The 13,500-nt window shown below is 57.7% G+C and carries 11 protein-coding genes and 2 pseudogenes; 4 read left to right on the forward strand and 9 right to left on the reverse strand.

The features are described from left to right. On the reverse strand, positions 1 to 1,128 hold the full coding sequence (locus tag AC1DRN_RS05670) for an extracellular solute-binding protein (RefSeq protein ID WP_223457299.1): 1,128 nt from the start codon (positions 1,126 to 1,128) through the stop codon (positions 1 to 3). Positions 1,129 to 1,560: 432 nt separating this feature from the next. Between AC1DRN_RS05670 and AC1DRN_RS05675 the strand changes: the two genes are divergently transcribed. The 3 genes from AC1DRN_RS05675 to AC1DRN_RS05685 all read left to right on the forward strand — a co-directional run bounded on the left by AC1DRN_RS05675 (position 1,561) and on the right by AC1DRN_RS05685 (position 5,143). Next, complete coding sequence (locus AC1DRN_RS05675) at positions 1,561 to 2,343, forward strand: creatininase (RefSeq protein WP_223457296.1); 783 nt, start codon at positions 1,561 to 1,563, stop codon at positions 2,341 to 2,343. A gap of 81 nt (positions 2,344 to 2,424) precedes the next feature. Beyond that, positions 2,425 to 3,819: a GABA permease gene (gabP, locus tag AC1DRN_RS05680; RefSeq protein WP_223457293.1), complete on the forward strand. Its 1,395-nt coding sequence runs from the start codon at positions 2,425 to 2,427 to the stop codon at positions 3,817 to 3,819. 307 nt (positions 3,820 to 4,126) lie between these two features. Next, positions 4,127 to 5,143, forward strand: a complete 1,017-nt coding sequence (locus tag AC1DRN_RS05685; protein ID WP_223457291.1) for a GlxA family transcriptional regulator — start codon at positions 4,127 to 4,129, stop codon at positions 5,141 to 5,143. Between the two features lie 203 nt (positions 5,144 to 5,346). Here the strand turns inward: AC1DRN_RS05685 and AC1DRN_RS05690 are convergent, their stop codons facing one another. From AC1DRN_RS05690 to AC1DRN_RS05725, 8 genes and pseudogenes are all read right to left on the reverse strand, one after another. Further along, positions 5,347 to 6,687, reverse strand: coding sequence for an MFS transporter (locus AC1DRN_RS05690; protein ID WP_223457289.1), 1,341 nt, complete (start codon positions 6,685 to 6,687; stop codon positions 5,347 to 5,349). Between the two features lie 226 nt (positions 6,688 to 6,913). Next, entirely contained in the window at positions 6,914 to 8,125 is a 1,212-nt protein-coding gene (locus AC1DRN_RS05695; RefSeq protein ID WP_108217669.1) for a M24 family metallopeptidase, read from the reverse strand. Positions 8,126 to 8,345: 220 nt separating this feature from the next. Next, entirely contained in the window at positions 8,346 to 9,371 is a 1,026-nt protein-coding gene (locus AC1DRN_RS05700) for a GlxA family transcriptional regulator (RefSeq protein WP_223457287.1), read from the reverse strand. 11 nt (positions 9,372 to 9,382) lie between these two features. After that, positions 9,383 to 9,493: pseudogene (locus AC1DRN_RS05705) on the reverse strand (serine dehydratase beta chain); the annotation flags it as partial. Between the two features lie 253 nt (positions 9,494 to 9,746). Beyond that, positions 9,747 to 10,154 carry an acyl-CoA thioesterase gene (locus tag AC1DRN_RS05710; protein ID WP_108217673.1) on the reverse strand — a complete coding sequence of 136 codons (408 nt, stop codon included), beginning with the start codon at positions 10,152 to 10,154 and terminating at the stop codon, positions 9,747 to 9,749. 432 nt (positions 10,155 to 10,586) lie between these two features. Beyond that, positions 10,587 to 11,456, reverse strand: coding sequence for an NmrA/HSCARG family protein (locus tag AC1DRN_RS05715; protein ID WP_223457284.1), 870 nt, complete (start codon positions 11,454 to 11,456; stop codon positions 10,587 to 10,589). Between the two features lie 33 nt (positions 11,457 to 11,489). Beyond that, positions 11,490 to 12,032: a zinc-binding dehydrogenase gene (locus tag AC1DRN_RS05720; RefSeq protein WP_223457353.1), complete on the reverse strand. Its 543-nt coding sequence runs from the start codon at positions 12,030 to 12,032 to the stop codon at positions 11,490 to 11,492. A 108-nt stretch (positions 12,033 to 12,140) separates the two neighbouring features. Continuing rightward, positions 12,141 to 12,425 (reverse strand): annotated as a pseudogene (locus AC1DRN_RS05725) (alcohol dehydrogenase catalytic domain-containing protein); the annotation flags it as partial. A gap of 102 nt (positions 12,426 to 12,527) precedes the next feature. Between AC1DRN_RS05725 and AC1DRN_RS05730 the strand changes: the two are divergent. Next, positions 12,528 to 13,403, forward strand: a complete 876-nt coding sequence (locus AC1DRN_RS05730) for a LysR family transcriptional regulator (RefSeq protein ID WP_223457282.1) — start codon at positions 12,528 to 12,530, stop codon at positions 13,401 to 13,403. Positions 13,404 to 13,500: the final 97 nt, after the last annotated feature.

A 13,500-nucleotide genomic window follows, 5' to 3' on the forward strand; every position in this document is an offset into this window, starting at 1 on the left:
TCAAGCACCCTTGTATTGCGACCAGAAGTCATTCCACTCATCCAGACTCTGCCGGACCGGGAGTTCGCGGTACTTGATACGACCATCGCGTATGTCATCCATGACGTTGCGCTGACCGAGCAGCATGCCTTGGCGCTTCGCCTCGGCGGGATCGGTCTGGTTGAGCAGTTCCCAGCCCTTTTTGCTCGGGATCAGCGCTGGATAAGCGGCCATCTTCGCCGACTTGACCTGGCCTTCGGGTGAGGTGATGTATTGGATGAACTTCTTCGCCAGTTCCGGGCTGTGTGCTTTTTTAGCGATGCAGTAAGACTCCGTCCATTGCAACCCGCCCTCCTTCGGCAATACGGTTTTCACCGGTGCGCCGGCACGTTGCAAGACACCGGTGATCCAGTCGCCGATGCCGCACATGGCATGGATCTGACCATTTTTCAGTGAAGAAAAGGTTCCGCCGTAATCGAAGAAGCCGCCGATTTGCGCACGCAGGCTCATCATCTTCTGCTGCACCGTTTGCCAGTGCGCGGTATCGATGTCGTACGGGCGCGCGTTGCCATTCATCAAGCTGATCTGTCCGAGATTCGGCAAGTGCCAGTCGAAGTGTCCAACCTTGCCCTTGAGGCTTTCGTCCCAGAACACGTCATAGCTGTGCACCTTGGCTTCGGGAACGAGTCGGGTGTTGTAGGCGATACCGAGGAAGCCAAAGCGAATCAGGACCGAGTAGAGCTTGTCCCCCTGCCAGTGGCCGGGAAAATGCTGGAACTCTGGGTAGAAGTCATCGAAGGGGTAGTCAGCGGGGTCAAGTTGCTCGATGTACTCGGCGGCATTGAGTTGCTGGACATATTCGGCGTCGGACAGGATCAGGTCGAAAGTGCCGGGCGGGGACTGAGAGATCAACCCCAGCATGTTGTCGCCGCCGGTGTAGTACTTGGCCCGGACCTTGACCCCATATTTGCGCTCGAACTCAGCGACGATGTCCGGCTCTGCGTGTCCGGCCCATGCGAGTATGACCAGTTCTTTTTCCGCTGCGGCGAAGCTTCTCAAGGGCAGCAAACCAGAAAGCGCTGCGGTGCCTGCCAGGATGCTGGAGGTCTTGAGGAATGTACGGCGTGAAAGGTCGATGCGATTTTTCATTATTGTCTCGCCTGGTGATGGAAAGTGGCTCTGATGAAAACTGCTCCTGTCCGTCTCATCCTTTTGCTCTTGCCTGCTGCCTGCTATCGCTGCCAACCACAGCATCATTCGCTGGCTGGATGCATTGCAGCAGGTCGCCATCACCCGTTTTTGTGCGCGCTCGACCTGGACTTTGTCAGATCCGACTCATGCCCCTTTTCACGCAAAAGCGACGAGCCCCAATCCGATAACCGGACAGAAATGACAAATCAGAGGGTGTTTTGTCATTTACGGGTCGGATTCAGACAATTCTGCACCCTCCCCCTCTGATCGAATTGATTCACGCGCCACCTTCGACTCCTGCAATCCGCAAGGTCGGTCAGACGATAGGCAAACGCCCCCAACCACCGGTTGAAAATTACCAACGGTCAAACACTTTCAGAGGGTGTGTAGATGAACAACAGTGTCGTTATTGGAGAACTCACCTGGCCTGCGTATGCAGAGAAGGTCGCTGCCGGCAGCCCGATCTTTCTGCCCGTGGGTGCACTGGAACAGCATGGACATCACATGTGCATGGAAGTCGATGTACTGCTGCCTACCGCGATATGCAAGGCGGTAGCGCAGAACGTCAGCGGCCTGGTCTTGCCTGCCCTCGCCTATGGCTACAAGTCTCAGCAGAAATCAGGCGGCGGCAACCACTTCCCGGGAACAACCAGCCTCGATGGCGCCACGCTGACCCATACCGTGCAGGACATCATCAGAGAACTTGCACGCCATGGCGCACGCAAACTGGTGATGATGAACGGGCACTTTGAAAACTCGATGTTCATTGTCGAGGGCATAGACCTTGCCCTTCGGGAGCTTCGCTACGGTGGCATCAGTGACTTCAAGGTCGTCGTGCTGTCCTATTGGGACTTCGTCAACGATCCTGCGGTCATCGAAAAGCTATATCCCGAGGGATTCCTCGGCTGGGATATCGAGCATGGCGGTATTTTCGAAACCTCTTTGATGCTGGCCCTGCACCCCGACAAGGTCGATCTGAGTCGTGCGGTCGATCATCCTCCCGCGACCTTCCCACCTTACGACGTGTTTCCCATCATCGCGGAGCGCACGCCGGCCTGCGGAACCCTGTCATCGCCTAAAGGTTCCAGTCGCGAGAAAGGCGAGCTGATTCTCGACGTTTGTATCTCGGGCATCAGCGCCGCGGTGCGCGAGGCCTTTGAATTGGACACCTGAAGAGCACCCGGACGTGCCGAAACAAATATCCCGCGGTAATGCTTCACCCTCCCCAAGTAGAACAAAAAAAGGGTAAGTCTCATGTCCAGCAGCTCAACCTTGGCCCCAGGCCTCAAGCAGCGTCACGTCACCATGCTGTCCATTGCCGGTGCCATTGGCGCAGGCCTGTTCATCGGTTCAGGACACGCCATCGCCTCGGCGGGGCCGGCCGCCATCCTGGCGTACATTTTTTCCGGCACCCTGGTCGTGCTGGTGATGCGCATGCTGGGAGAGATGGCCGTAGCGTCGCCCGATACAGGATCGTTTTCGACCTACGCCGAGCGGGCGATGGGACGCAGCGCCGGCTTCACCATCGGCTGGCTGTACTGGTGGTTCTGGGTACTGGTCATTCCGATTGAAGCCATCGCCGCTGCCGCCATCCTGCACGCCTGGTTTCCCGCCATTCAGACCTGGGAGTTCGCCATAGCGGTCACCGGCCTGCTGACATTGACCAACCTGTTCAGTGTCGCCCGGTACGGAGAGTTCGAGTTCTGGTTCGCCATGCTCAAAGTCATCGCGGTTCTGGGGTTTATCGCGCTTGGCGCGCTTGCCCTGGTGGGCGGATTACCGGATACGACGGTGAGTGGAGTCGTTCAACTAAGTCATGAGTTCGGTGGTTTCATGCCCAATGGCATGACCGCCGTCATCGGCGCGATGCTCACTACCGTGTTCAGCTTCATGGGCACGGAAATCGTCACCATTGCCGCTGCCGAATCGCAAAACCCCGCCAAACAGATCACCCGCGCGACCAACTCCGTCGTCTGGCGAATGGGGATTTTCTATATCGTCTCGGTATTCCTCATCATCTCCATCGTCCCCTGGAACGACCCCATGCTCATGGAAGTCGGCTCTTATCAGAGGGCGCTCGAGTTGATGAACATTCCACACGCGAAAATGATCGTCGATATCGTCGTGCTGATTGCTGTAGCCAGCTGCCTCAACTCAGCCATCTATACCGCGTCACGCATGGTCTACTCCCTGAGCAAACGCGGTGATGGCCCTCGATTGCTGCAGAAGACGTCGTCTTCAGGGGTGCCTTATATCGCTGTGCTGGCCAGCACAGCGGTCGGTTTTCTGACCACGGCACTCAATTACTTTGCGCCCAACGAAGTCTTCTCCTTCCTCCTGGCCAGCTCCGGTGCCGTTGCGCTGCTGGTCTATCTGGTCATCGCTGTTTCGCAACTGGTACTGCGCAAGAAGATGAATGCTTCGCGGCAACCGATCGCGTTCAAGATGTGGTTTTTCCCCTGGCTCAGCTACCTGGTCATTGCCTGCATCTTGAGCATCCTGGTGGTCATGCTGATCTTGCCGCAGCATCGCATGGAAGTTGTTGCGACGGGTGCGCTGACACTGTCCATCGTCTGTATGGGTGCAATCTTCAACGCCAGGAAGAAGACAGTGCAAGCCGTCGACATTGCACGAACCGAAAACGCTTGAACCGCTACCCACGATAGCAACACTCATCCTCGTTCACCTCTTTCCGGCCGCTCTCCACCACGGAGCTGGCCGGTTTTTTTGTTGATCACTCATGCCTTACACCCCACGTGTTCTACACCCCTGCGGCCAATCGAGACTCATGACATCTTGCGTGCATAAGACTTTCGTCACGGTCCATTGACCGGACACACACAGTAAAATCCTGGAGCCTGTAAACACGGCTTACAATCACAAGAACGAGATGACGTTGCCCGTATCGGCAGCTTGCCGCGGCGCCTGTCACTGATGCAGTTGAGGAGCGGTAATAATGGCGAAACTCCGGGTGGCGCAACCCGCCGCAGGACGTTCGGCGAATGAACAACGACCGGTGAAAACCGTGGGTTTCCTGGTCATCCCCAACTTCACCACCATCGGCTTCGCCTCCGCCGTGGAAACACTGCGCATGGCCAACCTGGCCGCGCGCAAACCGATGTTCCGCACGGTCATCATCGCCGCCAGCCTGGAGCCGGTGACGGCCAGCAACGGCATGCGCATCCTGCCTGACCATACCATCACCGATGCACCCAAACTCGACATGCTGTTCGTTGTCGGATCAAACCCGATCGTCTCCAATCACAGCAGCCGACCACTGCTCAATTGGCTACGCAAGCTGGCGCATGATCAGGTACCACTGGGCGGGATCTGCACTGGCAGCCACTTGTTGGCGCGCGCCGATCTACTCAAGGGTTATCGCTGCACGATTCACTGGGAAGACATCGAAGCACTGAAAGAGCGTTTTCCGGGGATCATCATTTCCAACCAGCTGTTCGAGCTGGACCGTGATCGCTACACCTGCTCCGGTGGCGTGGCCTCCATGGACATGACCCTGCAGCTGATCGCCCGCGAACCTGGTGGTCGCGATATCGCAGCCCATGCGGCCGAGTTGTTGTTGTGTGATCGGGTACGCAATGCACAGGAACAACAGCGTGTGCCATTGCGGCAAAAGCTGGGCACCTCGCAGCCCAAGCTCAGCCAGATGGTGGCGATCATGGAAGCCAATCTCGAGGAGCCGGTGGGCCTTGAGGAACTTGCGCGGTTGAACGAGGTGTCGGTGCGCCAGCTCGAACGCCTGTTTCACAAGCACCTGCAGCGCACGCCGAGTCAGTACTACCTGGAGTTGCGCCTTGCACGGGCGCGTCAATTATTGCTGCGCAGCGAATCGCAGGTACGTGATATCGCCCTCGCCTGCGGCTTCGTTTCGCCTGCGCATTTCTCCAAATGCTACAGCCGTTTCTTTGGCGTATCGCCGATGGGTGAGCGCAAGCAAGTAGCGGCGGTGCATTGATTCGACATTGATGTTGGCCGGGCTGGCCTCTTCGTCGGAACGCCGCCCGGGGCAAGCCCACTCCCACAGGAATCTTGAGTGGATACACAATCCCTATGCACTGAAAACCCCTGTGGGAGCGGCGGTGCGGCGATCCGGCTTGCCCGCGATGGCGTCCGCAATGTCACCCTCGCGGGCCGGTTGTGTTTCATGTCGAGGGCGGGTCAGTCCTGCAACGCCTTATGCGCCGTTTCCCGACTCGCCAACATGGCAATCAATGCCACCGCCGCTGCCGCCAACAGATACCAGGCCGGGGCCATTTTGTTGCCGGTCAGTTGAATCAGCCAGGTCGCGATAAACGGCGCGGTGCCGCCGAACACCGCGTTGGCGATGTTGAAGCTGAAGGCAAAACCACTGAAGCGGACGCGGGTGGGGAAAATCTCGGCGAGGAAGCACGGCAAGGTGCCGTCGTTCATCGCCAGGATCGCGCCGAAAGCAATCTGGATCATCAGAATCACCATCAGCGGCTGATTCTCCAACATCCCGAACAGCGGAAATGTCAGCGCCAAGAACAATACTGAAGCGGTCAGCAGCATGGTTTTGCGCCCGAACCGATCCGACAGTTTGCCCATCAGAAAGATCAGCCCGATGTAGGTCGCCAGCGATACGGTGGATGCCAGGAACGAATCACTCTCGCTCATACCCATTTCGGTGGACAGGTAGGTCGGCATGTAGCTGAGCAACAAGTAGAACGCCACCGCATTCAGGCAGGTCGCGCCGATCCCGATCATCACTTTGCGTCGGTGCACGGTCAGCAATTCGCGAACCGGAGCGTGGGTTGCGCATTCCTTTGCTTCAAGGCGTTTTTCCATCTCCAGGAACTTGGGCGTGTCTTGCAGACTCATGCGGATGTAGCGCCCCACCAGCCCAAATGGCGCTGCCAGCAGAAAGGGTAAACGCCAGCCCCAGCTGTGCAAATCCTCGACACTCATCCACGCATGCAGGCCGGCGACAAAGACCGCGCCGAAGAGCAAACCTGCCGCCGTACTCGCCGGGACAATGCTGGTGTACAAACCGCGTTTACCCTCGGGCGCGTACTCGGCGAGAAAGGCCGAGGCCCCGGCGTATTCACCTGAAGCGGAAAAACCCTGGAACAAGCGAATCAGCAACAACAAGGCCGGTGCCCACAGGCCGATATGGTTGTAGGTCGGCAGGATGCCGATGCAAAAGGTCGAGATCGACATGATCAGAATCGACCAGGACAGCGCACTACGCCGCCCGTATTTGTCACCGAAGTGGCCCCAGACCAGTCCCCCCAGCGGGCGGACGATAAATGACAGCGCAAACACGGCGAACGTCGCCAGTAGCGCGGTCGTCTTGTCGGTTTGCGGAAAAAACGTGAGCGCGATGACGGTTGCCAGGTAGCCGTAGGCCGCATAGTCGAACCACTCGACGAAATTGCCCATGAAGCTGGCACTGGCCGCGCGCCGCAGGGCCTTGCGCTCGGCGGTCTGTTCAAGTTTCTGCGCCAGGGTCGGCGTCAGGCTTGCGCTTTGGGTGCTCATTGGGCACCTCCGGTGTCAGAGGTGTGGTGATCGAAACGAAGAGTCGAGGCGTAGAACATGACAAAACCCTCTATTGTTTTACTTGGCAGGGTCAAGGCTCGGTAAATGCTGCGCGCTATTTAGTGTGCATGCATTGTTTTGTTCCGGTTTATCTCAGCCACCGGGAAGATTTTTCGCCACTCGTCAAAACAAAACGCCGCACAGGTTCACTGTGCGGCGCGGGATCTTACTTCTTGATGATGTTGTGTTCCGGGCCATACGGGAACTTGGTGATGTTTTCCCCACCCTGTTCGTTGACGATCAGGATGTCGTGTTCACGATACCCGCCGGCACCTGGAAGGCCTTCGGGCAGCATGATCATCGGTTCAATGGACACCACCATTCCTGGCTCCAGCACCGTGTCGATGTCTTCGCGCAATTCCAGCCCGGCTTCGCGCCCGTAGTAATGGCTCAGCGTACCGAAGGAGTGGCCGTAGCCGAAGGTGCGGTATTGCAGCAGATCGTGTTCCAGGAAAATCTCGTTCAATTGCAGCGCGATATCGCAGCAGCGCATGCCTGGTTTGATCAGCTTCAAACCGGCCTCGTGCACTTTAACGTTAACTTCCCATAAGCGCAGATGCTCATCGGAGCAGTGGTCCAGGAACAAGGTACGTTCCAGTGCGGTGTAGTAACCGGCAATCATCGGGAAGCAGTTAAGGCTGAGGATGTCGCCCTTGTTGACCTTGCGCGACGTGACCGGGTTATGTGCACCATCGGTGTTGATACCGGACTGGAACCAGGTCCAGGTGTCCATCAGTTCGGAATCCGGGAAAGTGCGGGCAATTTCGCGCACCATCGCCTGAGTGGCATGCAGGGCAACTTCGTATTCTGGAACCTGATCACGCAAGGCTTCGACGATGGCCGCACCACCGATGTCCGCTATACGCGCGCCATGGCGAATGATCGCGTGTTCTTCGGCGGACTTGATCATGCGCATACGCATGCACGGTGCGGCGATATCCACCAGCTCAGCCTGCGGATAGCGGCTGGCGAGTTTGTCGCGATTGAGCAAGTTCAGATGATCGAACTCGATGCCGATGCGCCCGGCCTTGGGCAAGGCCTGCTGGATCGCGACGAAGTAGTTGTCGCGCTGCCAGTCGGTGTAGACGATGTTTTCAGTGCCGACGGTACGGCGCCATGGCTGACCGCCATCAATGTTGGCGCTGATGGTCACGGCGCTGTCCTGGGTCACGACCAGCGCGTACTGACGCCCGAAGGAGCAGTACAGGAAATCGCTGTAGTAGTTGATGTTGTGATAAGACGTGAAGACCGCCGCGTCGATATTGTTCTGCGCCAGATAAGCCCGCAATTTGGCCTGGCGGTTGGCATATTCCTGAGCCGAGAACGTCGGATTCACTTTTTCGCCGTTCTTGATCTGGATGGTTTTCGGCATTTGCATGTCATTTATCCTTGTCATTGTTTGAGCAACAGAAGGCGCCAATCTGGCGGGCCGCTGAAGATCATTCGAACAGATGCAAGGTGAGGTTTTTTGTGCGAATCCGACCCGTAGTTGGTCATATCCGCTGTTTGGGAATCTGGTCCCGGATCCCCCCGGCAGAAACAAAAATGCCCCCGCCAAGCACGATAAAAGCCGCTTGGCGGAGGCATTGGCAACGCAGTCAGTGCGCTAGCGTGTTTGCTCGCGATGTGGCCGGTGCGTTCAACATTGCTACCCGCTGATTCTGCACCTTCGTGAGCAAGCTCGCGCCCATATGATCGCGAGGGTGTGCTCCGAAGTATTGGCGATAGCAGCGCGAGAAATGTTGCACCGAGACGAAACCGCACTCCCCGGCGACATCTGACAAGGAATGTTCACCGGCCCGCAACAACTGGCGCGCCTGTTGCAGCCGCAAGTCCAGGTAGTGTCGGGACGGCGAACAACCCAGACTGCGCTTGAACAGCCGTTCCAGATGTCGCCGGGAAATGCCCATGGTGTCGGCCAGTTCGTCGATACCCAGCGTTCGGCGCAAGTCCTCGTTCATCAGTGCCAGTGTTGCTTGAAGTTTTTCCGGGGCGTCACGCAAAGGAAGTAGCGGCCGGGCCTGGCGTGCTGCATGTTTTTCCATCCGCAGTATCAGACCACGCCCGTGGGTCCGGGCGAGAAGCTCATGCATCAACCCTTGAACGGCCTGCGGGCCGACGCAGGTCAGGCGTTGGCGATCGACACAGAACGGTGCCGCTACCGGCGTCAACTCGCGCAAAGCAGCAAAGGTCAGGGATGGGATGGGCTCCGGCAAACTGCAGCGGAAACCATCCAGCGCGCCAATCTGCGCCAGTAGCCAACCGGCCTTACCCAACGCCCCCAGGCTGATCGGTTGCCTCGCCCAGTGGTTCAGCTGCTGGAGCAAGTCTGGATTTTCAGTTCGAAGATGCAGGTTATCCCCACCGCAGAGGATTAATACATCGAACATTTGTGCCTGATCCAGTCGTGCAGTGGCGGTTGCGATGCCGTTGCTGGCGTTCAGTTGCTGTCCGTCCAGGCTAAGCATTTGCCATTGGCAAACATTGCACCCCGCCAACTGATTGGCCTGGCGTAATGGCTCCAGCGCATTGGCAAGGGCATACAAATCGAAGGCTTCCATCAACCAGAAGCCAATACGCAGCACCGGCGGTTGTGGCCGGCCAGACTCGGTCAGTTGCAGCATGCTCCACTCCCCCGTTGGTCAAAATACTCGACAAACAAAGCCCCGGCACGCATCGGGCCGACGGTATGGGAGCTGGAGGGGCCGACACCCATCTTGAACAAGTCAAAAACACTGATAGCCATCGTCGATCTCCGCGCCGCTTCAAAGGTGTCAGGAATTCACCCGATTGTCGGCGTCAGGAATCATCAAGGCGTGTCAGATATCGACCCCTAAGTGCTCGTCACTACCAATGGCGAGCTGGATGTATTGCTCGCACTAGCCTTGAGGAGCATTAAACGATGCGCACACTGAATCGCCGATGATCGGGATGGCTGTGGAACGCAAGACAGTCGCCTGCCCAGCTCAATCTCGTCCGAGCGACTACAACGCTCAAGCTCAAGACTGGAGCAGCGCCCTCAGTTGCTCTGGAACCTCAATAACTTCCCTGGTAACCGGCGAGATGCAAACGTGTGTAAGACTGGAAGTAAATGCCATGACATCTGGCGCTACATTACCTTCGACTAGAAATGTGAACGAGTGAAGCCCAATACTGGAAACACTTACCTTCATGGAAAGTTCGTCATCCCAAGTGACCGGATGAAGAAACTCTAGCGAGAAAGCCCTTGCTGGAGGCAGTAGATTAAAACCGAGCAGGGTTCTTAATCCGGGACCGGAAAGCCAGACTGTAAGGGCATCATGAATGGCCTCGACAACGAAATACGAAAACCTGGGTGTATAGACAATCCCCTCCGGATCACAGTCGCCGAACAATACCTTTCTCTTGATAGTCACTGAGTTCGGCACAAGATCAATCCTTAGTATTGAGTGACAGCGCTCAAACAACCGCGTCGCAGCGCCTGTTTGTCCGGGGTAGACGATACCTCCCTCTCATCTCTAATGCATAGCCGCTATAGCGGCAAGGACGAAGTCATACCTGAAGAAAAGATAACGTTCGTGAACGGTGAGCCGGCCGAGTGCGGCTGCCAGATGAAATTCAGTTCTGGCAGCGGCGATTACTCCGACGTGCTCTACGTCATGCCCTGCGCCACATATATTCCTGCTGCGCCAACTGGAGGGAGCGAGAGCGGAAATGGCCTTGGCAGTGAATGCCTGAAACCTAAAACGTGCGATTAGCGTACTCGGGGCCGCCAACTGATGGCGCTAATGGGCTGGAAGGCCATTTTTTGTTTGTCGCCCACACAAAAACAAACGCCCCGTCCTCACTGCCCTCGCTGTTTAAACCTCTGCAATGGCTTCGCGAACGAAGTCTTCATAGGTGCGCAGCGGGTGCCCGATGATGGCCTCTAACCGGTCCACTGTTCCGTCAGCCGCATGCATGCCGAACGTCTGGATACCCGCCATCATCAGGCGCATGTCATAGGCCAACCAGGTGGGACCGTACGAAGCCAGCTGTCCTTCGAAGGCCGCCACATCGTCACTGCCGTAGGCAATGTCGCGACCCAGTGCGGAACTCCAGATCTTCGCCACGGACGCACCGGTAAGCGCTTGCGGTCCAACCAACTCCAGGGTTACGCGATCCAGAGCAGAAGACGCTTTGTCGCGTCGCAGCAACTCGGCAACGGCGACATCGGCGATATCGCGTGCATCAATCATCGAGACGCCCGCCGAGCCGATCGGCATCGGGTACACCGAGTAGTTCTGAATCGTCTGTTGGACCATACGGTCGTTTTGCATGAAGTAAGCCGGACGCAGGATAGTTGCGGGGATGTCGAGGCTTTCGATCATGCGTTCAACCGTATGCTTGCCGGTGAAGTGCGGAACATTGGTGAACTTGTCGGCATGAATCACCGACAGGTAAACGAGGCGCTCGATGCCAGCCTCGCGTGCAAGGTTCAGCGTGATGAGGGCTTGCGTCAACTCATCGGGCGTAACGGCGTTGAGCAGGAACAGCGTCCGCACCGACGACAGCGCGAGGTGCATCGACGGTACATCGGTGAGGTCTGCAACAACTTCAGTGACGCCGGCCGGGAAGTCCCGCTTACCCGATTGGCGCACTAGCGCTTTGACCTCGGCGCCCGCGTCGGCAAGGCCTTGAGTGATGAGTGAACCAATGGTGCCCGTGGCACCAATAACGAGAATGCTCATTTTTGAATCTCCTACAGTGGATACTTAGGTGGGTCAGCGAGAGAAGTCCGCAACGACCTTGCCAGTCCGTGAAGCGCTGCGATTGCGTTCGATGGCCTCAGGGATGTCGGCGAAGCCAACGACCTTGCCGATCCTGGACTGCAGCGTGCCGCTGGCGATTTCCTGGGCCAGCGTCTCCAGCAATTTGGGGTCGGGCTTGTTCATGAACCAGAGGCCTCGGCGATTCGCCGGCGTGCGCGCCAGAATGTCGGGTGATGACGTGCCAACAATCACGCCGTTTTCCGCCAACACCTGCCACGAGCGATCCAGTACCTCACCCCCGACGTAATCGAGTACCAGGTCAATGTCCTGGACGACGTCCTCGAAACGTTGGGATTGATAGTCGATGACATGATCCGCGCCGAGGCTGCGCACATAATCCAGGTCAGCCGTGCCCGCAGTTGCGAAGACCTCGGCGGCGGCCCGCTTGGCGTACTGCACGGCATAGGCGCCCAGCGCCCCTGCCGCGCCATGGATAAGGATTCGCTGGCCTGGATGGATCGGTCCTGCGTGATGAAGACTCTTCCAGGCCGCCAAGGCTGCTACGGGTATGGCGGCAGCATGGACGTCATCAAGATTTTCAGGCGTAAGGGAAAGGCTCGCTTCACTGACGCTCACGAATTCGGCGTACGCGCCCAGCCCTCCCACCGCGCCCATGACTCGATCGCCGACACGAAAGCGAGAGGCTCCGGGGCCGACAGCCTCGACAACTCCCGCCATTTCGGCGCCGAGTACTATTGGCAGTGGAAGCGGGAAAGCATTTCGCACATGGCCCTCACGGACCTTCCAATCGATGCCGTTCACGCCAGCGGCTCGAACTCGAACCAGAACCTGACCTTGCCCTGGTTCTGGCTTTTCGATCTCGGTCACTTGCGCGGCGTCAGCGCCGCCGTATGCCCGGATCAGTACAGCACGTTGCATGGTGCTCATAACAATTCCTCGTATCGAGTTCCGATGACGAGAAGATATGCTGTTGCACAGGTAAAGCAGAGACACCAAAATACAGACACTTCGTTTCAAAAATGGAACACCATGAACCTGAACGCTCTGATCGATTTCATACTCGTCGCAACGAATGAGGGGCTGGGAAAGGCAAGCCGTGCGAGCGGTATCTCCAAAGCCACCTTATCGCGCCGAATCTCCGACCTTGAGGAACAACTGGGCGTGAGGCTGATCGAGCGCAGCGCTCGCGGCCTGAAGCTCACCGAAGCCGGCGAAATGCTGATGGCTCGAACAGAAGGCCCGTTGGCCGAGGTGGCCGAAGCCATGACGGTGGCCCGTGAGGGCGTATCGACGCCTCGCGGACGCTTGCGTGTCGCCTCCCCAGTCCTGTTCTCCCAGCTTGCAATGGGCCGCATCGGCGCCGAATTCTGTGCCGCCTACCCGGAGGTCGAAATCGAAGTCGTGGCGGAGGATCGCCTGGTCGACCTGGTCGAGGAACAATTTGACGTCGCCATCCGGATCAACCCGAGCCCAGACAGCAGTCTGGTCGGCCGCTGCTTCGCCAAGGACCGGCTGGTAGTTGTGGCTGCGCCTGAAATACCCAAGCCCATGCCCGGTGCGATCAGACCGGTTCCCAGCATCGTGGTTTCGAGTTTCCAGCCCACCCACTGGAAACTCGATGGAGGACACTTGGTTCTGGAGCCCATCCCCAAGCTGCGGTTCTCTTCGTTACTGATGATCCGCGATGCTGCTATCGCTGGCGGTGGTGCAGCCCTCATTCCACAGTCCATCGCATGGAACCAGCTTGCCCGTGGCGAGTTGGTCCAGTGGGGCACGGTATCGGGTGTAGAACCCGAGCTCTGGGTTTTGCACACCTCCAGGCGCCTTGCTGCTCCGAAGGTTCGCGCATTCGTCGATTTCATGTGCGCGAAATACCCGGACATGTCACTGGTTTTAAAGGGATAGAAGCCCACTCCCCAAGACTCGATCCGGAATTGTTTTTTGGGTGTATCAAGCGCAGAAGAGGCTGACTCCGAGCCACGTCACCGAGTTCTTTCTACAG

Source organism: Pseudomonas sp. P5_B3 (assembly GCF_056400405.1).

What these genes read in the sequence shown, in the direction of transcription:
- AC1DRN_RS05730 (WP_223457282.1), top strand. Translation starts at nt 12,528, where the DNA reads ATGAACCTGAACGCTCTGATCGATTTCATACTCGTCGCAACGAATGAG.
- AC1DRN_RS05690 (WP_223457289.1), bottom strand. Translation starts at nt 6,687, where the DNA reads ATGAGCACCCAAAGCGCAAGCCTGACGCCGACCCTGGCGCAGAAACTT.
- AC1DRN_RS05695 (WP_108217669.1), bottom strand. Translation starts at nt 8,125, where the DNA reads ATGCAAATGCCGAAAACCATCCAGATCAAGAACGGCGAAAAAGTGAAT.
- AC1DRN_RS05685 (WP_223457291.1), top strand. Translation starts at nt 4,127, where the DNA reads ATGGCGAAACTCCGGGTGGCGCAACCCGCCGCAGGACGTTCGGCGAAT.
- AC1DRN_RS05715 (WP_223457284.1), bottom strand. Translation starts at nt 11,456, where the DNA reads ATGAGCATTCTCGTTATTGGTGCCACGGGCACCATTGGTTCACTCATC.
- AC1DRN_RS05700 (WP_223457287.1), bottom strand. Translation starts at nt 9,371, where the DNA reads ATGCTGCAACTGACCGAGTCTGGCCGGCCACAACCGCCGGTGCTGCGT.
- AC1DRN_RS05670 (WP_223457299.1), bottom strand. Translation starts at nt 1,128, where the DNA reads ATGAAAAATCGCATCGACCTTTCACGCCGTACATTCCTCAAGACCTCC.
- gabP (WP_223457293.1), top strand. Translation starts at nt 2,425, where the DNA reads ATGTCCAGCAGCTCAACCTTGGCCCCAGGCCTCAAGCAGCGTCACGTC.
- AC1DRN_RS05675 (WP_223457296.1), top strand. Translation starts at nt 1,561, where the DNA reads ATGAACAACAGTGTCGTTATTGGAGAACTCACCTGGCCTGCGTATGCA.